Here is a 20,012-nt window from a genome sequence, read left to right as displayed (position 1 = left end):
TTTAATACATTAATTAATCAACAGGATTCGTTTTTCAGAAAGTGGAGTATACTACCTAGCAATTTTTCCGTTAATTAAGTGCGCTATGATTATCGATACTACACTTCTTTCCCGCATTCAATTCGGATTTTACGATTGGTTTTCATATTTTGTTTCCTACTTTCAATATTGGCCTAGCTGTTTTTTTATCGGTAATGGAAGGAATTTGGTTAAAAACTGGGAATTCTATTTATTTAAGGATTTGCCAATTTTGGACCAAGATTTTTGCACTTACCTTTGGTATGGGTGTCGTGTCAGGTATTGTTTTGGCCTATGAATTAGGGACTAATTTCGGGCCTTTTATTAGTACTGCTGGAGGAGTCATAGGAGCACTTTTTGTCTATGAAGTAATTTCTGCATTTTTCCTGGAAGCTGGATTTCTAGGGGTAATGTTATTTGGTTGGGATAAAGTGGGTCCAAGATTGCATTATTTAGCGACTTTGCTAGTAACCTTAGGAACGCTATTTTCTGCTTTAGGCATTCTATCTGCAAACTCTTGGATGCAAACGCCTGCTGGTTTTCACATTCAAGCTGGAAAATATGTTGTAGATAGTTGGTGGGCGGTAGTATTTAATCCTTCAGCTATTCCTCGTTTTCTGCACATGGTTATGGCGTCATTATTAACCACTTGTTTTGCTATTGCAGGAGTTTCAGCTTGGTATTTATTAAGGAAAAGAGATCTTGATATTGCTAAACCTTGTTTTTCATTTGTGTTTGCCGCAGGTATGATGATAGCTCCAGTTCAAATATTGTTAGGTGATATGGTTGGCTTAAAAGTTTTCGAGTATCAACCACTAAAAACCGCAGCAATAGAAGCTAATTGGAAAACTCAAAAGGGCGCTCCCTTAATATTATTTGCGATACCAAATAGTAAACAAGAAAAAAATTATTACGAAATATGCATCCCAAAACTTGCAAGCTTAATTAATACGCACCATTGGGATGGTAAATTGATAGGTCTAAAAAGTGTCCCACGTGTAGATAGACCAGTGGTAGGTGCTACGTTTTGGATGTTCCGAGTAATGGTAGGAATAGGTTTTTTATTCTTTTTTGTTGCACTGTTTGCGCTATGGCAGAGATGGCGTGGAAAATTGTATAACTCCAATAGACTTTATCGTTTATGTATATGGATAGCCCCCTTAGGGTTTTTGAGCACCATTGCCGGTTGGATTACAGCAGAATCTGGAAGACAACCATGGATAGTATATAGCTTAATCAGCACCTCCAAGGGTGCATCTATCGTCCCTCTCCATCAGGTTATCATTTCCTTGGCATTATTAATTACTGTTTATGGGATGATATTTAGTTTTTATTTATTTTATCTTTTTAAATTATTTCGTAAAGGACCTACTCCTCCAGTATTAGATGAAACAGTTGCAGAAGTGATAACGGAAACACCCTTTAAATATTTAGCGTCAGAGGGTAAATAAATGCTTTTAATTCTTACGTGGGCAACGATAATCTCTCTAATTATCATGATGTATGTTTTGCTGGATGGCTTTGACCTGGGTGTAGGCATTTTATTTCCGTGGATTAAACAGAGTGAATATCGCGATATTATGATGAGCAGTGTTGTGCCTGTCTGGGATGGAAATGAAACTTGGTTGGTATTTGGTGCGGCGGCATTATATGCTGCATTTCCAATGGCATATGCTATTTTATTGCCTACTTTATATATGCCGATAATGATTTTATTAGTCGCACTAATTTTTCGTGGAGTGGCTTTTGAATTTCGTTTTAAAGCGCATAAAAGTCAGTTTATTTGGGATATAGCTTTTGCAGTTGGTTCAATATTAGCTGCTTTTATTCAAGGTATCATTTTAGGCACGTTTGTAAAAGGATATGGTAATCATCTACCTTTATCACATTCGGCATATCATTGGTTCACACCCTTTTTTACAGGGGTTGCCGTGATTTGCGGGTATGCATTATTAGGAGCAACCTGGCTCATTATAAAAACAGATGGCATTTTACAAGGAAGAATGTTTAAAGCAGCTAAAGTTTTATTGCTACTAGTTGCTTTTTTTCTAGTTAGTGTGAGTATTTGGACGCCGATTGTTGAGCCACAAGTGATGCACCGTTGGTTTTCATTCCCAAATTTTTATTATTTGTCTTCTTTGCCTATTTTAACAATATTGATAGTATTTTATAATTTTTATTGCCTACAGAAGAAAAAAGAAAGACTGCCGTTTGTTTTAACGATAGGCTTGTTTGTTTTATCGTATGCCGGATTTTGTATTAGTGCATGGCCTTATATTATCCCGCATGTGCTTCCGGTCTGGGAAGCAGCTGCTCCGCCCTCTACGTTAAAATTTATATTAGTCGGTACGGCAATTATATTGCCGATATTATTAATTTATACACTTTATTCGTACCATGTTTTTAGAGGGAAAGTAAAAACAGTCATTCATTATTGATGAGTATATGAAAAACCGCTTACGACAATGGTTATGGTTTATCGGCTTATATATAGCTGGAGTTACTACGATTATCGTTGTTTCTAAGCTATTACGTTGGTTTATTCCGCATTAATGTTTTAGTTTTAGACAAGATTTAATGTCTTTTCAATTACTTGATTAGATAGATTTTTAATTTTGCTTCCAATTTTTGTATACTTCCCGAATAAAGTCATTCTTTTATCTTTTGGAAAAATTGATTCTGGAAATATTTTTGTAATAAACCATAATATACGATCTAAGATACTTCGTTGTTTTTTACATTCACCGGGATGATCTTCAATGTAGTTTTTTATTAGTTCTTGAGTTTTAGATTTAAAGTCTTTAATAAGAGCAGTTTCATTTTGAAAAGATTTTTGAATTAAGATAGAAAAAGAATTATTAGTATGATGTTTTAATTGAACAATTAAAGTTTCGGCTGCTTCTTTATCTTGGTCACATATACAGAATTGTTCAATTAAATTTATTAAACCAATATAGTTTTTTTGATAAGGAGTGAAATTTAATTTTAATTTTTTAGTAATACTAAAAATAATTTTAAGGTCTTCGGTTTCACCACCAAAAAGAGATGCGAAACCCGTAGAATTCTTATAGCCCTGATATGCTCTCTTAAAATAGTTATAGGTTAAGCTGGACTTATCAGTTAATGAGTTCTCTATGGTTACATCTATTAAATGATAAATTCTATATCTATCAGTGTTTGGATAGGCAAGCTTAAATTTTTCGTAAAGTTCTGTGTAAATTAAAATAGTAGAGGGGATATAAATTTCGCATAATTTTTTATTATGGAGAATAATAATTTCTTCGACAGCGGCTGAAAATATTTTTTTTGGATCTTTGCTCTTGATATCTTCGATACCTTTTCTAAAATCTTCTACACTAAGACCATATTTTCCTAAGTCATTTTTGGTTAAGTGGCATTTTTTGTTTTTGGTCTCGATAAATAATATTTTCTCATTATTATGCTTGATTTCAATTTTAGAAAGTTTATTTTGGGAAATCGAGGATACTTTATCGACTAATATTTCTGGTGAAAGGAATTGTAAAAAATTAATATAACGTAAAAAATCTTGTTTAAGTTGTTCAATATCGTTAGGCATTATAACCTCTCTTTTATCAATGATCCTCCTTGATTGCGAAATTGTCTGATAATTATACAGAAAAAAAGTACAGCGTCACTCTTTAAAATTCTTAGACCTTAAAGATGTTTTATTTCTTAAAGCTGATGATTGACTTAAGCATTTTAAGTAAGGAAAATTGACCTTTGGACTGTCAGATGTCACATTTAGTATAATACAACCAACAAGTATCATAATGACTTTTGATTTTGATGAGTAAAAAAAGATAAAATTCTATGGCTATTTATCCTATTATCCAACTTCCAGATGTACGTTTGCGTGCGTCCACAACGTCAATTACGGTTTTTGACGAGGCTTTACAACGATTAATTGACGATATGTTTGAGACGATGTATGCCGCTAAGGGCATAGGTTTAGCGGCTCCACAAATTGCTATTAGCAAAAAACTAGCGGTTATTGACGTTTCTAATAATAAATCGAAAACTTGGTGTTTAATTAACCCTGTAATTGTTGAGAAAAAAGGCGAGGCATTAATGGAAGAAGGTTGTTTATCTGTGCCGGGAGTTTATGATAAAGCTCCACGGGCGTTATGGGTTAAACTAGAGGCTCAGGATAGATTTGGGGAAAAATATACATTAGAAGCTGAGGATTTATTGGCGCATTGTATACAACATGAAGTGGATCATCTGAATGGTAAGCTATTTTTAGATCATTTATCTCATCTTAAACGTCAATGGGCACTTAAAAAACTAGATAAAAAGAAAAGGGGGAAATCTTGAAACTTATTTTTGCAGGGACGCCCGAATTTGCTCTACCCAGTTTACAAGCTTTGTTGAACTCAAGTCATAAGATATGTGCTGTTTATACACAGCCTGATCGTCCTGCTGGAAGAGGGCGAAAATTATTAATGAGTCCGGTTAAAAAACTGGCTTTAGAGAATAAACTTCCTGTCCAGCAGCCAATTAGTTTACGTGATGCTAATGAGCAAAAGAAATTAGCTTCTTTTAATGTTGATTTAATGGTAGTGGTGGCTTATGGACTTATTTTGCCACCCGCAATATTAACTATCCCTCGTTTTGGATGTATCAACGTGCATGCATCCTTATTGCCACGGTGGCGGGGAGCAGCACCCATTCAACGTGCTATTTTAGAAGGTGACAAAGAAACCGGCGTTACTATTATGCAGATGGATGAGGGGCTTGATACAGGTGAAATGATAAAGAAATTTTCTTGTACTATCGAGCCCAATGATACAAATCAAACTTTACAAGATCGGCTAGCTGATTTAGGTGCTAGAGCACTGATAGAGAGCTTAAGTATCATTGAAAATGGTTCGTATCCTTCAGAGCCACAAAATGAAAAAGAAAGTAGCTATGCAAAAAAAATTAATAAATCGGAAGCTGAGATAGATTGGGAAAAGCCTGCAATTTATTTAGATAGAATGGTGCGTGCTTTCCACCCTAAGCCAATTGCTCGCGTAGTATTAGGAAAGTCTATATTGCGTATTTGTAAAGCCGAAGTACTTAATGAAACCACTTCCGCAAAGCCCGGTTTAATCTTAAAAGCTGACCGAGAAGGTATAGATGTGGCTACAGGAAAGGGTGTATTACGTTTATTAGAAGTGCAATGGCCCGGAGGCAGATGCTTACCGATTTCAAGCTTCATCCATGATAAATCGGAATTATTTCATGTAGGTGCGATTTTAGATCGAATGTATGTCTAATTCTCGGGCAACAGCCGCACAAATTATTTCTCGTGTTATAAAAGAAAAAATATCGCTTAAGGATGCTTTGTCAGCAGGTTTAAATGCCAACATTAATTCGCGCGATAGAGCATTTATTCAAGAATTATGTTATGGAGTGATACGTTGGTATGCGCCTTTAAGGCAACTATGTGCCTATTTATTAAAAAAACCTCTTAATGCCGCCGATCAAAATGTTTATGCATTATTGTTAATAGGTCTTTATCAACTTAACTATTTAAGGACATCTCCGCATGCTGCTGTTCATGAGACAGTACAAGGAGCGAGAGAACTAAACAAAGTTTGGGCGGTACCCTTAATTAATGGGGTATTACGATCATTTCAACGACAAAAAGCCAGTTTACTAAAAAAATTACCTAAAGATAGTCATTTTGCTCATCCTGATTGGTTAATTAAAAAATTACAACAAGCATGGCCCAATGAATGGCAAACAATTTTAGCTGCCAATAATCATTTGCCTCCTATGAGTCTGCGAGTTAATTTTTTGAAAATTACAAGAAAAGATTACATGCAAAAATTAAAAGATAAGGATATAACAGGACACTTAAGTGAATTGAGTGCAACTGGAATTATACTCGACGAATCTAGTCCAGTAATTAAATTACCTGGTTTTATGCAAGGAGAAGTTTCTATTCAAGATACGGCCGCGCAATTGGCTACTTCTTTATTGTTGCTAAAGCCTGGGCAAACAGTTTTAGATGCTTGTGCGGCACCCGGAGGGAAAACAACGCATATTTTGGAATCACAATCTGATCTACTAAGTTGTGTAGCTGTCGATTCTGATGCAATCCGTTTAAGTAAAGTTAAAGAGAATTTGAATCGTTTAAGCTTATCAGATACCAAAGTACAATTGCTCTGTGCGAAAGCACAGAATCTCAAAAGCATTTGGAAGGAAGGCTTATTCGATAGAATATTATTAGATGCTCCTTGTTCAGGAACCGGAGTTATTCGTAAACATCCGGACATTAAATTATTACGCAGAGAGGAGGATATTGTTAAATTAGCTGAACAACAATATCAACTGATATCAAGTCTTTGGGAGATATTAAAGCCGAATGGTATTTTATTATATGTGACTTGTTCGGTGTTGCCAGAAGAAAATAGCGATGTATTAATTCGTTTTTTATCGCTCCATGCTGATGCCAAGGAAGAGGTCTTAGACGAAACATGGGGAGTAGCTTGTAGTGTAGGAAGACAAATTTTTCCCCAAATTCATGGACCGGATGGCTTTTATTATGCTAGGTTACGTAAGGGGCTGAATAAATAGTCCTATTATTAAAATAAGATGAGAAAATCATGAAAACAATCTCGCTTTATTGTTTATTAATTTCAGCTATGTTTGTTATGGCTGGTTGTGCTTCCAATCATTCATTGGATGAACCATCCCTAGAGAAAAAAACAGTAAAAAACACAAAGAAAAAAAAGGATTTACCATCTCCTGTTATTCAAGTAGTACAAGCTGCTGATCGACTTAGAGTTATTGCCTATAGTGATGGCTGTTTTCGGCCAAATGGGAAATTAACTGTCAATTGTGCACAGCAGCTTAGTCAGACCATTAAGCTCATAAAATCTTACGGAGATGGTCTCATTCAAGTGGTGGGATATAGCGATGATCTTTATGATCCACAAACAGCATCTGCGATTACACAGGATCAAGCAGAGGTAATAACAAGTTTTTTATGGTCGCACGGAATAGGTTCGCAACGTCTGCGTACGATCGGGTACGGGCGACATGATTTCATTGCGAGTAATCGAAACGTTAAAGCAAGTAGTTTTAATCGTCGTGTTGAGATTATCTTAGTAAAAAATTAATTAAAGGATGTTTTTAATTGTGCTTTGATATAAAAAGCGTCGTTTTTTTGGGGTCGTAACGGAGCATGCACGCAGTAATGTGAGTAACGAAACGCAGAAAAACGGATGCTTGATGACCAGTATGATGCAATTGGAAACCCCTATTAATTTTTATTAAGTACTAGGCCTTCTCCTTCTGAATATTTACTTATAAAATTTAAAGGCGATAAGTAATAAATCACGCTTTTGTCTTTTGCAAATGCCCGCAATGTATTTCTAACATTTACGGTTGCTTGAGCTTGTTTTTCAGTTTTTACAAATCCTTGATGTGCACGCAATTGTTGTGCGAATAGTTGCGTATCTTGTGACAATTTGATATCTAAGGTTTTGACGACTCCTGCTAAACTAATTTTTCCTTTACCGTTAGCATCTATTCTTAAGTAAGGGCTATTAACCCAATATACCTTCAAATTTCCATTTCCGGTATAATCGACCTCATTTAATGAAACGATACCTTGAATAACAATATTATGAGAATTATGTGTTTCTATTTTTAAGTTTGAACTAAGTAAATTATGAAATATAATACTTTCATTACCGTTACTATAAAGAGATTTTAGATCTAACTTATTGGTGTAAAGATTGATTTGACCTTTTCCTTGCGCACGAAGCGATAAAGACCCAGTCAGTCCTTTGCCAAAAAGAGTCGCATTACTATTGAATTGTATTTGTTTTATTTTTGACGGGGATGTATTGACGCGGATTGTTAATCTTTCTCCAGGTTCTGGACGAAAAATGGGTTTGGTTCCAAGGTATAAAATATGGTTTTTTTCACTGTAAGTGACAGCAAAGACTCTTTTCGAGTCCCCGAGAATTTGTAAGGAAGCATGGGTTTGGGTTGCATCAATGTAAACATTGACAGGACCTTGAATATCTAAACTATCGAAGTCATTAATAGGGATATTCTTGCTTAATATAGGTTTACTATCCGACGTTACTTGCGCATGGCTAAAAAGACTAAAAAGGGACAAACTGACAAATAAACAATAGGCTAAGACTTTCATGGTTTAATGCTCTTATTATTATTTTGATGGAATATTAACCTTGTCGGAGGTTATTTGCCAGATAAAGATTGAGCATTTAGGCCGGAAAGGTTAAAACGTTTGAATTAATAAGACTTAATATTCTAAAGGGCTTAGTTTATCAGCTTATTGGCTATATTTTTCCTGGAGCGTATTGCGCTATAATCTCGCCCTTCTTGACCTTCTAATGATTTAATCCTTATGAAACGCATAGTGCAACAAGAAATCAAAAAAGCCTTGTTAAGCATGGGCGAATTATCCCTACCTGCTTCACTGACTATCCAAGTGGATTATGCCAGAGAAAAATCACATGGGGATTTTTCAAGTAATATTGCTTTAGTTTTGGCGAAAAAATTACAAATATCACCACTGCAATTAGCCGAAAAAATAAAATCGAAGATAGATTGTTCTTCAGAAAATTCTAAACTAGAAAAAATTGAAATAGCAAAACCTGGGTTTATTAATTTTTTTTTAAAAAAATCCTTTTGGTATCCAGTTATCGAAGAGATTTTAAATCAAACCAATCAATTTGGGATTTCAAATTTAGGCAATAATGAATCTGTTTTAGTTGAGTTTGTTTCTGCTAATCCTACTGGTCCTTTGCACGTGGGTCATGGTCGTGGGGCAGCCTATGGCGACTCTATGGTGAGATTATTGAGAGCAGTAGGCTATCAAGTTTGTGCAGAATATTATATCAACGATGCTGGAAGGCAGATGGATATTTTGGCAACCAGCGTTTGGCTGCGTTATTTAGAGATCTGCGGAGAAAAATTTATTTTCCCTAGTAACGCCTATCGAGGAAACTATGTTCATAAGATTGCTGAGCAACTTTTTTCACAACATGGTAAGGATTTTTTTAAAGCAGCTGAATTAGTATTTAAAGGTATCCCTATTGACGAACCACAAGGTGGGAATAAGGAACAGCATATTGACGGTCTTATCACTAAAGCTAAAATTTTATTAGGAGATGTTGATTATGAAAAGATATTTGAAGTAGGTTTAAACTCTATTTTAAGCGATATTAAAGAAGATCTTAGTGCGTTTAGAGTAAATTTTGATGAATGGTTTTCAGAAAAAAGTTTGTTTGAGACCAATTTTGTCGATAAAACTATAAAGCGTTTAACAGCGAGTGGAAAAACCTATGAAGCTAATGGGGCTTTATGGTTTAAATCCACAGACTTTGGCGATGATAAAGATAGAGTTTTGTTACGCGAAAATGGACAACCTACCTACTTTGCAGCAGATGCGGCCTATCGTCTCTGTATATTAGAACAACGCAAATTTAAAAAAATAATTAACATATTAGGTTCTGATCATCATGGCTATGTCCCTAGAATTCGTGCGGTTATACAAGCTTTAGGTTTTTCATCAGATAGTTTAAAAGCCTTATTGGTGCAATTTGCTATTCTTTATCGCGGCGATAAAAAAATTCAAATGTCTACTCGTAGCGGAGAGTTTATTACTTTACGAGAGCTTCGAGAAGAAGTAGGTACTGATGCAACACGTTTTTTTTACGTATTACGACGTGCGGATCAGCATATGGATTTTGATCTTGATCTGGCTAAAGAGCAGTCGAATGCTAATCCTGTCTATTACGTACAGTATGCTTACGCGCGAATATGTAGTGTCATGCGTCAACTCAATGCAAAAAAATGGGTTTGGGATAAGTCTTTAGGTATGACCGCGATTAAAGAATTAAAGGAAATACAAGAACAGGATTTGTTGGTTTTACTAAATCGTTATTTAGAAATACTAGAATCAGCAGCCACTTCTTACGAACCGCATATTATTGCACACTATTTGAGAGATTTAGCGCAAAGCTTTCATGTTTATTATAATTCATTTGTTTTTTTGATAGAGGATAATAAGTTGAGAAATGCGAGACTAAATTTAATTGCAGCAACTGCACAAGTAATTAAAAATGGCCTAAGCTTATTAGGTGTAGAGACTTTGGAAGTAATGTAATGGCTAAAGATTATGCAAAAAAATATACAAAATATAAATATTTAACTCCTAGACGTAAAAACAATCGTTATCTATGGGTAATGTTAGGAATTTCAATCGGTTTATTTATTTTAGGCTTGTTTTTTCTAAAGCCTGTTCATAAAAGAACAGCTATTCAATCTGTCGAAAAGATAGCTGATAAAAAAAATATCGAAGTCCCAGCGCCTCAATCGCCAGAACCAAAATTCGATTTCTATAATATTTTGCCTCAAGACAATTTGAATTTATCACAACATGTCGATTCTGCAATGAAGGAAATGCCGTTATCCAATGATATGACAACAACACTTCATACTTCTTCGGGACAACAAAGACCCATAGATGCAATGCTAAGCCCAACGCCTGAACAAGTAGCTATTGCGGAGGCTAAAAAACAATTAGAAGAAGAAATGAGTCAATTCAATCATGAGGTTTATATGCTCGTCTTAGGTGATTTTACTGATCGAGCTCATGCAGAACAGTTGCAAGCTCAAGCATTGCTGAAAGGATTTCCCGTGCAAAAAAAGGCCAACTTAGTTAATGGTAAGCTAATATACCAAATCTATATTGGTCCCTCGAACTTAGGCAGGCTAACTGAGGAAAAAAAACGTTTAAATAAAGCGGGATTAGCTGCGATTTTGATTAAAATTATTCCCTAGATGAGGAGGATTAATATCTCCAGACCTTGAAAAAAGTCATCCAAGTCACCATAGTGGTAGATTCAACATCCGACAATTTAAAGAGTAAATAGTGCAGTCATTACATGGTACAACAATATTATTAGTTCGGCGTAACGATAAAGTCGTTATTGGTGGAGATGGTCAGGTTACTTTAGGTAATGCGATTGTTTTAAAAGGGAACGCTCGTAAGGTTCGCAAATTGTATGACGGTCAAGTATTAGTTGGATTTGCAGGCGCAACAGCCGACGCATTTACATTAATAGAACGGTTTGAAAATAAGTTAAAAGAATGTAATGGACGTTTAGACCGCGCTTCGGTGGAGCTTGCAAAAGATTGGCGTTCCGATCGAGTTTTACGGCGTTTAGAGGCAATGTTAGCAGTTGCGGATAAAGAAAAATCTTTTATGTTAAGTGGGAATGGGGATGTAATTGAGCCTGAGCATGATTTAATTGCCATAGGTTCGGGAGGGGCTTATGCACAGTCTGCTGCATTGGCATTATTTCAAAATACTAAATTAAGTGCTCGTGCTATTGTTGAAAAAAGTTTAATTATTGCTGCGGACATATGTGTGTTTACAAATCATCAACGTACGATTGAAGAAATTGAATCTGTGGCCACTAAAAAATAATAACCTTAATATAAACTAATTACTTATTTATTAATGAAAACTAATATATCCGACTTAATTGATACAACTATTGATGAAACCAATCAAGTTTCTGAGCTAACTATGGTAGACGCTAATTTTTCAGAAGATATTAATCAAACCAATAATGACGCAGATATGTCTGTCGGGGTAGATTATTTAAGTAAAATTGATTTGACTCCTAAACAAATAGTGCAAGAACTTGATCGATTTATTATAGGACAGAATGAAGCCAAGAGAGCTATTGCGATTGCTTTGCGTAATCGTAAACGTCGTATGTTACTTAACCCAGAGTTAAGAGATGAGGTGACACCCAAAAATATTCTAATGATCGGTCCCTCTGGGGTAGGTAAGACTGAGATTGGTCGGCGTGCGGCCAAAATTACAGGTTGTCCTTTTTTAAAAATAGAAGCTACTAAGTTCACTGAAGTAGGTTACATAGGAAGAGATGTAGATTCTATTCCTAGAGATTTAGTGGATTCCGCATTCAAATTTTTACGTGAAGAGGAAATTACGCGTCTTCATCCTCAAGTTCTGGAGGCGGCAGAAAGCAAAATTATTGACAGTTTTGTTCCTCCAGCGCGTTTAACAAAAGGTGAAGCTGCAGATGAGTCTAAAAATAAAGAAAAGTCTATAGCGAGGAATGTTTTTCGCAAGCAATTACGAGCAGGACTTTTAGATGATAAAGAAATAGATGTAGAGTTAGCGGCTTTACCAGCCGGGGTAGAGATTATGGGTCCCCCTGGTATGGAAGATATGACTAATCAATTGCAAAACATGCTGCAGAATATTGGTACAGCGCGTACTCGTACCCGCCGTATGAAGGTAAAAGATGCATTAGCTGTTATTCAAAAAGAAGAAGCAGGTAAGTTACTTGATGAAGAAGATTTGAAGCGTAAAGCAATTGAATGGGTAGAGCAATACGGAATAGTATTTATCGATGAAATCGATAAAGTGTGCCGTCGTGGTGAAATGAGTGGTGCAGATGTTTCACGTGAGGGGGTACAGCGTGATTTGTTGCCTTTAATTGAAGGATGTACTGTTTCCACAAAATATGGCATGGTCCGAACAGATCATATTTTATTTATTGCTGCAGGTGCTTTTCATTTATCTAAACCATCGGATTTAGTTCCGGAACTACAAGGTCGTTTGCCAATTCGAGTGGAGTTAAAGGCATTAACGGCAAAAGATTTTGAACGTATTTTAGTGGAGCCCCAAGCATCTTTAATCGTTCAATATCAGGCTTTACTGGGCACTGAAGAATTAGAATTAAATTTTGATAAGCTTGCTATTCAACGTATCGCTGAAATTGCCTATGATCTAAATGAAAAAACTGAGAATATTGGCGCACGGCGTTTATATACCGTGATGGAAAGATTGTTGGAGGAGATATCTTTTGAAGCAACTGATTGTACCCATAAAAACATAAATATCGATGTTAATTATGTTGATAAACATCTAACACCATTAGCGCAAGATCAAGATACCAGTCATTTTATTTTATAACAATGGTTTCTATTCCTACCGATATAAAACTTCTACAGAAGACACGAATATTAGAAATACTATTTGATAATGGTGAAAAATTTAGATTACCCTGTGAATATTTAAGAGTTTTATCACCTTCTGCGGAAGTTAAAGGCCATGGGCATAATGAAGGAAAATTAGTCAGTGGCAAAAAAAATGTAAATATCACCAACATAGAATCAATCGGTCATTACGCTATCAGATTAATTTTTGACGATAATCATCAGTCAGGAATCTATAGTTGGGAAACACTCTATGAATTATCTAAGCATTATGCTGAATATTGGGAACACTACCTACAACGTCTAGAATCAGCGGGCGCCAGTCGAGAATATACTCATCGCACTTGAATTTTGCCTGGGTTACTGCTCAATTCCCAATCCTCAGTTAATACACTTCGGTTACTTCACTACGGGCGCCACTCTAAAAAAACTCCATTGCTGTGAGTGTCATTATTATTGAATGTTATTTACTTAAGAGAGTGACTTTGGCAAAGCGTCTTTTTCCAACTTGATAAATATGACTAGTGCCTGGTTTAATTAATAGCTTCTTATCCTCTATTTTTAAAGAGTCAATTTTAACTGCACCTGCCTCAATTGAGCGCAATGCCTCTGAGGTACTCGTCACCAATCCCGCTTGCTTTAATAAGTTGGCAATTGATAAATTCTCTCCGGGGATGGTTATATTCAGTTCTTTAATTTGTGAAGGAATGGCACCATCTCTAAATCGTTGTTGAAATTCCTGGAATGCTTTTTCAGCATCTGCTTTAGTGTGAAAACGTTCAATAATTTCTAAGGCTAACTCTATTTTAAAATCACGTGGATTGGCTAAACCCAATTTAGCTTCTTGCTGCATGGATTTAATATTATGTAAAGATTTTTTGAAGGAAAGTAATTCAAAATAACGCCACATCAACTCGTCAGAAATTGACATAATTTTTCCGAACATATCGTTTGCCGGTTCATCGATAGCAATATAATTATTGAGTGATTTAGACATTTTTTGTATGCCATCTAAACCCTCTAATAAAGGCATGGTTAAAATTATCTGTGGTGTTTGTTTGAAATGTTTCTGTAACTCTCTTCCCAACAATAAATTAAATTTTTGATCGTTACCACCACATTCAAGATCGGTTTTTAATACGACAGAATCATAGCCCTGAAGTAAAGGATACAGGAATTCATGTATTGCAATAGGTTGATGCTGGCGATACCGTTGATGAAAGTCATCTCTTTCTAGCATTCGAGCTACAGTATAAGATGATGCTAATTTAATTAGGTTAGTAACTGATAATTTTCCTAACCATTCAGAGTTAAAACGCAAGTTGGTTTTTTTTGGGTCTAATATTTTACTAAATTGCTGTTGATAGGTTTTGGTATTGGCTGTAATTTGATCGACACTTAAGGGCGGGCGGGTTGCATTTTTACCTGATGGATCGCCAATAAGTGCCGTAAAATCACCAATGATAATATCAATTTCATGACCTAAATCCTGTAATTGACGAAGCTTGTTGATAAGCACAGTATGACCAAGATGTAGATCAGGAGCTGTTGGGTCAAAACCCGCTTTAATACGTAAAGGCCTATTTTCTTTTATTTTATTTTTTAACTCATCAACAACAAGTATTTCTGTACTTCCTCGTTGAAAGACCTCAATAGTATTATCATTCATGTTATTTACCCGTTATAGCCAAAGCCAAAGCATATAATTTATTTTTTTTCTCATGCGTTATTTTAGCAGCTATGGAAGTTGCTTGCTTAATCGGTAATTCATCTAATAAAATTCCTAAAATTCGTTGCTTGTCAATTTCATATGGGTTTAGATATTCAGCCCCTTCGACAAGGACGACAAATTCTCCTTTTTGTTGATTTCTATCTAAATTCAACCAGATTTTCAATTGTTCTAAATTATCGCCATGGATGGTTTCAAAAGTTTTTGTTAATTCTCTAGCTAAAACTACGTAACGTTTCGGTCCAAATACAGCCAACATGTCATCTATTAACTCTAGAATACGGTGTGGTGCTTCATAGAAAATACTTGTTCGCGTTTCATTTAAGAATTCTAGTAATTTTTTTTGTCGAGCGATACTTTTTCCGGGTAAAAATCCTTCAAAAATAAATCTATCACACGTTAAGCCCGAAGCGCATAAAGCAGTTATTAAAGCACAAGGACCAGGGATAGGGATAACTGGAATTCCATGTTGGTGGGCTAATTTAACTAAACGATAACCTGGATCATTAATAAGTGGTGTTCCTGCATCACTAATTAAGGCTATAGATTGGTTTTTTTTTAGGCAATCTAAAAGAAGTTTGCTGGAAACTGCTTCATTATGTTCATGTAATGAAATTACTGAAGTGACAATACCAAAATGTTTAAGTAATTTTTGACTATGGCGAGTATCTTCGGCAGCAATTTGATTAACATTTTGTAGTGTGTTTATTGCTCTGGGACTAAAATCTTCTAGATTACCTATAGGTGTAGCTACTACATACAGGCCTGAAATTTTTGACATAAATTTTTCGCATTAAAATATGAGATGGGTATAATGGCATAGCGTTTTATTCTGCGCAAAATTCAGAGGTTAGATTCAAAATGTTCAAAAAAATGAAACAACAAAAATTAGGGTTGTGGATGTTAACTGCTCTAGTTACAGGTAATATGATAGGTTCAGGAATTTTCTTATTACCAGCTTCCTTGGCTGCCTATGGCAGTATTAGTTTGCTCTCTTGGATCGCTACAGCAGTGGGTGCTTTGTTAATAGCATTAGTATTTGCTAAGCTAACTAATGTGATGCCTCTCATTGGAGGACCTTATGCTTATTGTCGAGAGGCATTTGGTGATTTTGTTGGATTCCAGATGGCTTATAATTATTGGATTGCACTATGGGTAGGTAATGCAGCAATAGTTGTTGCTTTGACAGGATACTTAAGTTTTTTTTGGCCCCTTTTGGCTAAAAATGCCCTATGGTCTTGTTTTGTTAGTATTGGTTTGGTGTGGTTAATGACTTTTATTAATATTCTAGGTGTTCGGCATGCAGGCATTTTTCAGTTATTGACAACTATTTTAAAATTGATTCCTTTATTACTTATTGCTTTAGTAGGGATTTTTTATATTCATCCTCATTTTTTGAGTGCATTCAATTTATCCGGCAAATCTAACTTAAGTGCATTTAGCGGCGCAGCAACTTTAACTTTATGGTCTTTTATCGGTCTAGAATCTGCTTCAGTTCCTGCGGGTCATGTAGATAACCCTAATCGTAATATTCCTAAAGCGACTATTTTGGGAGTAACTATAGCGACAGTCGTTTATTTGTTGAGTAGTATCGCAGTAATGGGGGTTATGCCGTTAACAGAACTTGCGCAGTCTAATGCTCCATATGCTGATGCTGCACGCATCATGTTTGGACCGACAGGGAGTTTTTTAGTTGCTATCGGGGCAGTCATTTCTTGTTTAGGCGCTTTAAACGGCTGGATTTTACTTCAAGGTCAAATTCCATTAGCGGCAGCTCAGGATAAACTTTTTCCAAGCATTTTTTTAAAAAAATCAGAAAATGGGACACCTGTTGCGGGTTTAGTTATTTCTAGCATTCTAATTTCCTTCCTATTATTGATGACCTTAAATCATAGTTTGGTTAAACAATTTACAATTATTATCTTATTAGCAACTTTAGCCTCGCTGATTCCTTATTTTTTAACTACGATGTCTGAGTTGGTTATCTTTTTTAAATATCCTGGACTTTTTAAAAAAGGTAGAAAGTTATTTGGTTCAGTAGTTATTGCAATTTTAGCGGGAATCTACTCTTTTTGGGTTATCATAGGTTCGGGGAAAGAGACTGTATTCTATGGGACATTATTATTACTTAGTAGTGCGCCTGTTTATGTTTGGATGAAATGGCGCGGCTATGCAAAGGGCGTTATAAACATAACTGAGCACCCTTTGCCTTTACCCTGAGGTCATAGTTTGTACAAACTATTTAATTTTTTAATTGTTTTATTGGTCGGTTTTTATTCTCCAGCTTTTGCTGAGCTTAATGAATCCCCTTCAGTAAATTTGACTCAGCAACAATTGGTTGCTGAGCAGATGCGCAGTGAATTACTAAAAAGAAAACTGCAGGGGTTGCGTAACGAACAGAAAGTTGCCTCACCTGTCGTTAGCAAACAATCTCTAGCGCATCTGGATTTATTGATTGCTATGGCAAAAGCTGATTTAGAAAGTATTAACTTAAGTTTAAAAACCACTCAACAATCTACTGATTTGATTCAAGATTCCATTCGAAATGCAATTGATCAGTGGGAAATTTCGACACCAGGCTTATCTATTTCTCAAGAAGTTCAGCAACAGCAGGCACAACTGCAGCAAACTTTGCAAGAACGGCGAAATTTATTTAACTTACAACAAAAGCGCGTTAGGGTTTTACAAGATTCGCGCGATATTGTGCAACAAACAATTAATTTTGCGGAAGAATGGCGTCAAAATTTACAAAGAAATTATCAATTACAACAGCAAACTCAACGCCAAGAATCTTTAGATGTATTAACCCTACGCCTCCAACAAGATCAACAGAACTGGATGCAACGTCTAAATCAATGGAGCGAAGAATTAAAAAAGGCTGAAATAACCGGTTTTATCAATAATAACGCTTATGATCAAATAGAATTTAAAATATTTCAAGCCGAAGAAAAAAGTAATTTACTCGAAACAGAACTAAACACAGCTAGAATATCTAATAAATTACAAGACTTAGCTTCTGGGTTTAATCAAAAATTATCCTTAAGCACACTCAGCAATTTACAACATAAAATTGAAAGTCTAAGTGAGCAGGTCAATGTTTCAATTGATTTATTTCATAATAAAATTAAATTTCTACAAAATTATTTGAATTTTATTAATAAAGATCACCAACAAAAAGAGTTTATTTTTACGAATGATCAGATAAAATTAGCACCATTAAGAGAAATTATTCTTGGCTATCAAAATTTGCTTGTAAAAATGCAACAACTGGCTAAAGATGCAGATGACGAACAAGTTCTTATAGCAAAACAACTAAAACTACAGCTAGCTAATAGACAAACATTACCAGGTTTGAATTTAAATGCTTGGATCGGTTTAGGCCAAACTATTTTTCAAATCCCTAGATTAACCATAGATAAATTAGCAGCTCTTTATGAACCGGTTTTCAGCAAGCTAGAACTAGTATCAAGCTGGCAATGGATTATTGTCTTACTGGGTGTGCTGATATGGTTTGCTACTTGGTTAAAACTAAGACGATTTTTAGCAGTAGATAGAGTACGTTTGCAGCAACGTAGTAGAGGTTTTTTTTCTGCACAAACCGTAATAGTTGTTTTGCAATTACTGCAACGCCATTTATCCGGGATTATGTTGTTGGCGGGATTAATTGGATTATTGTTTTTATTAAATATATCCATCAAATTATTTTCTTTGATTATTAGCATGGGTGTTGTTTGTTTAATATTTAGTATTGTTATTCAGCTTGCTCATATTTTATTGCTCGAAAATACCACTGACGAAAGTGGTCATGATGTCAAACTCTATTATCGGTTACGGACTACATTATTGATCGGCGGTATAGTGACATTAGCGACAATTTTAGTTAATCAATTACCGGTTAATTATGAAGTTCAAGATTTGTTTGGCCGTTTATTTATGTTATTTCTTCTTATAGTAGCTTTAGTCTTAATGAAAGGTTGGGAAGTTGTACCTACATTACTTGAACCTTATATTGAAAATAAACATGCTTATTTAAAAAGAGTGATTCGATGGTTAAGTTTCTTAATCCCATTCAGTTTATTAACCAATGCTTTAATAGGATTAGTGGGTTATGTTGAATTGGCTTGGGCTATAGCGCATTATCAAGGTTTATTCTTAGTCGCCTTAACTGCTTATCTATTACTAAGAGGTCTTTTAGACGAATTAATTCGCTGGGTCTCCGAACAATGTATTCGCCATTTCAGAAATGGTTGGTTATGGAGTCAATCTTTATTAAAACCATTTCATCAAATTTTAAAATTAGCATTATTATTTTTATCAATATTGGGCTTATTTGAACTTTACGACTGGGGAGATCGTATTCCTTTATTAAAGATAAGTCTTTCTAAATTACTTTCTAAAAAATTATTCGTTATAGCTAGTACGGCGATTGTGACTGGCTTTACAATTGTTCAATTAGCGATATTAGGGGTGATTTTAACTTGGATAGCCCATTGGTCTCGTGAATTTGCTTATCGTTGGTTATTTGCGCATACGAAAGATCTTGGTTTACGTAATAGTTTAGCTATTTTTACGCAATATACGCTTATTGCTATTGGAATTTTGGTTGGATTAAATATTTTGGGACTAACCTTAGGTAATATTGGCGTTATTTTGGGAGCTTTTTCGTTTGGTGTGGGTTTGGGTTTAAGAGATTTATTTAATAACTTTTTTACGGGTCTTTTTCTATTGGTGGAAAGACCTGTAAAAGTAGGTGATTGGGTTACAGTAGGTAATTATGATGGTCAAGTATCCCATATTGGAGCTCGTTCCATAACGGTGACAACCGATGATCGTCAGGAATTGTTAGTGCCTAATGCGGACATTTTTAGCAAAAATTTTATTAATTGGACGCACCGAGATAGTGTAGTTCGTGCTTTGGTGACTGTTAAAACCAATAGGAAAGATAATCCTCAACGAATCAAGGATATTATTTTAGAAGTATTAGCAACAATCCCAAAAATCTTAACGAATCCTAAACCAGAAGTGTATTTTAAAGAAATTGATAAAATTTTGTTAGAGTTTAAAGTTGAATATTATGTTGATCTCAATTATATTAATTCACGTTCTGGTGTACGTTCGCAATTTTTATTTAGCTTATGGGAACGTTTTACTAATGAGGGTATTTTACCGCCGGAAGCTCCGCATGATGTACATCTTGAGGGTAAATTAGAGCTAAACTCCAATCCAGCGATTTAAT

General features: G+C 35.2%; 16 protein-coding genes and 1 pseudogene. 13 read left to right on the top strand and 4 right to left on the bottom strand.

Annotated elements, in window-relative coordinates:
• Nucleotides 1-85: 85 nt before the first annotated feature.
• Nucleotides 86-1,469 (top strand): annotated as a pseudogene (locus tag AACL18_RS07585) (cytochrome ubiquinol oxidase subunit I).
• Nucleotides 1,470-2,456: a cytochrome d ubiquinol oxidase subunit II gene (cydB, locus tag AACL18_RS07580; protein ID WP_339050360.1), complete on the top strand. Its 987-nt coding sequence runs from the start codon at nucleotides 1,470-1,472 to the stop codon at nucleotides 2,454-2,456.
• Nucleotides 2,457-2,581: 125 nt separating this feature from the next.
• Here the strand turns inward: cydB and AACL18_RS07575 are convergent, their stop codons facing one another.
• Nucleotides 2,582-3,595, bottom strand: coding sequence for a hypothetical protein (locus tag AACL18_RS07575; protein WP_339050358.1), 1,014 nt, complete (start codon nucleotides 3,593-3,595; stop codon nucleotides 2,582-2,584).
• A 254-nt stretch (nucleotides 3,596-3,849) separates the two neighbouring features.
• On the opposite strand from AACL18_RS07575, the gene def reads away from it, so the two are divergent.
• The 4 genes from def to AACL18_RS07555 are packed head-to-tail and all read left to right on the top strand — an operon-like array spanning nucleotide 3,850 to nucleotide 7,148.
• Nucleotides 3,850-4,353: a peptide deformylase gene (gene def, locus AACL18_RS07570; RefSeq protein ID WP_339050357.1), complete on the top strand. Its 504-nt coding sequence runs from the start codon at nucleotides 3,850-3,852 to the stop codon at nucleotides 4,351-4,353.
• Nucleotides 4,350-5,297 (top strand): methionyl-tRNA formyltransferase, encoded by a 948-nt coding sequence (gene fmt / locus AACL18_RS07565; protein WP_339050356.1) that lies wholly within the window; start codon nucleotides 4,350-4,352, stop codon nucleotides 5,295-5,297. Before def ends, fmt begins: the two co-directional genes overlap by 4 nt.
• Nucleotides 5,290-6,603, top strand: coding sequence for a 16S rRNA (cytosine(967)-C(5))-methyltransferase RsmB (gene rsmB, locus AACL18_RS07560; RefSeq protein WP_339050355.1), 1,314 nt, complete (start codon nucleotides 5,290-5,292; stop codon nucleotides 6,601-6,603). Before fmt ends, rsmB begins: the two co-directional genes overlap by 8 nt.
• 29 nt (nucleotides 6,604-6,632) lie before the next feature.
• On the top strand, nucleotides 6,633-7,148 hold the full coding sequence (locus AACL18_RS07555; protein WP_339050354.1) for an OmpA family protein: 516 nt from the start codon (nucleotides 6,633-6,635) through the stop codon (nucleotides 7,146-7,148).
• Nucleotides 7,149-7,291: 143 nt separating this feature from the next.
• On the opposite strand, the gene AACL18_RS07550 is transcribed toward AACL18_RS07555, so the two are convergent.
• A complete protein-coding gene (locus tag AACL18_RS07550) occupies nucleotides 7,292-8,191 on the bottom strand; it encodes a GIN domain-containing protein (RefSeq protein WP_339050353.1) in 900 nt (299 codons plus the stop codon).
• A gap of 219 nt (nucleotides 8,192-8,410) precedes the next feature.
• On the opposite strand from AACL18_RS07550, the gene argS reads away from it, so the two are divergent.
• The 5 genes from argS (at nucleotide 8,411) to AACL18_RS07525 (ending at nucleotide 13,395) form a co-directional block, all read left to right on the top strand.
• Nucleotides 8,411-10,174, top strand: a complete 1,764-nt coding sequence (argS, locus tag AACL18_RS07545; protein WP_339050351.1) for an arginine--tRNA ligase — start codon at nucleotides 8,411-8,413, stop codon at nucleotides 10,172-10,174.
• A complete protein-coding gene (locus AACL18_RS07540) occupies nucleotides 10,174-10,851 on the top strand; it encodes an SPOR domain-containing protein (RefSeq protein ID WP_339050349.1) in 678 nt (225 codons plus the stop codon). The genes argS and AACL18_RS07540 overlap by 1 nt, the downstream gene beginning before the upstream one ends.
• Before the next feature lie 91 nt (nucleotides 10,852-10,942).
• Nucleotides 10,943-11,500, top strand: a complete 558-nt coding sequence (gene hslV / locus AACL18_RS07535) for an ATP-dependent protease subunit HslV (RefSeq protein ID WP_339050348.1) — start codon at nucleotides 10,943-10,945, stop codon at nucleotides 11,498-11,500.
• 186 nt (nucleotides 11,501-11,686) lie between these two features.
• Nucleotides 11,687-13,024: an ATP-dependent protease ATPase subunit HslU gene (gene hslU / locus AACL18_RS07530; RefSeq protein ID WP_339051647.1), complete on the top strand. Its 1,338-nt coding sequence runs from the start codon at nucleotides 11,687-11,689 to the stop codon at nucleotides 13,022-13,024.
• 2 nt (nucleotides 13,025-13,026) lie between these two features.
• Nucleotides 13,027-13,395 (top strand): DUF971 domain-containing protein, encoded by a 369-nt coding sequence (locus tag AACL18_RS07525; RefSeq protein ID WP_339050346.1) that lies wholly within the window; start codon nucleotides 13,027-13,029, stop codon nucleotides 13,393-13,395.
• Nucleotides 13,396-13,510: 115 nt separating this feature from the next.
• Here the strand turns inward: AACL18_RS07525 and tyrS are convergent, their stop codons facing one another.
• Together tyrS and rsmI are read right to left on the bottom strand one after the other, a co-directional pair.
• The gene (gene tyrS / locus AACL18_RS07520; protein ID WP_339050345.1) at nucleotides 13,511-14,716 is read right to left on the bottom strand and encodes a tyrosine--tRNA ligase; all 1,206 of its coding nucleotides are present in this window, start codon (nucleotides 14,714-14,716) and stop codon (nucleotides 13,511-13,513) included.
• Nucleotide 14,717: 1 nt separating this feature from the next.
• On the bottom strand, nucleotides 14,718-15,557 hold the full coding sequence (gene rsmI / locus AACL18_RS07515; RefSeq protein WP_339050344.1) for a 16S rRNA (cytidine(1402)-2'-O)-methyltransferase: 840 nt from the start codon (nucleotides 15,555-15,557) through the stop codon (nucleotides 14,718-14,720).
• 80 nt (nucleotides 15,558-15,637) lie between these two features.
• On the opposite strand from rsmI, the gene AACL18_RS07510 reads away from it, so the two are divergent.
• Nucleotides 15,638-16,996 (top strand): amino acid permease, encoded by a 1,359-nt coding sequence (locus AACL18_RS07510; RefSeq protein WP_339050342.1) that lies wholly within the window; start codon nucleotides 15,638-15,640, stop codon nucleotides 16,994-16,996.
• 9 nt (nucleotides 16,997-17,005) lie between these two features.
• Entirely contained in the window at nucleotides 17,006-20,011 is a 3,006-nt protein-coding gene (locus AACL18_RS07505) for a mechanosensitive ion channel family protein (RefSeq protein ID WP_339050341.1), read from the top strand.
• The last annotated feature ends 1 nt before the right edge of the window (nucleotide 20,012 follow it).

Origin of the sequence: Rickettsiella endosymbiont of Xylota segnis, assembly GCF_964019545.1 — a bacterium.
In the GTDB taxonomy this organism is placed as follows: domain Bacteria; phylum Pseudomonadota; class Gammaproteobacteria; order Diplorickettsiales; family Diplorickettsiaceae; genus Aquirickettsiella.
Note: the sequence above shows the minus strand (reverse complement) of the source record. Positions and strands in the feature narration are given on the sequence as shown.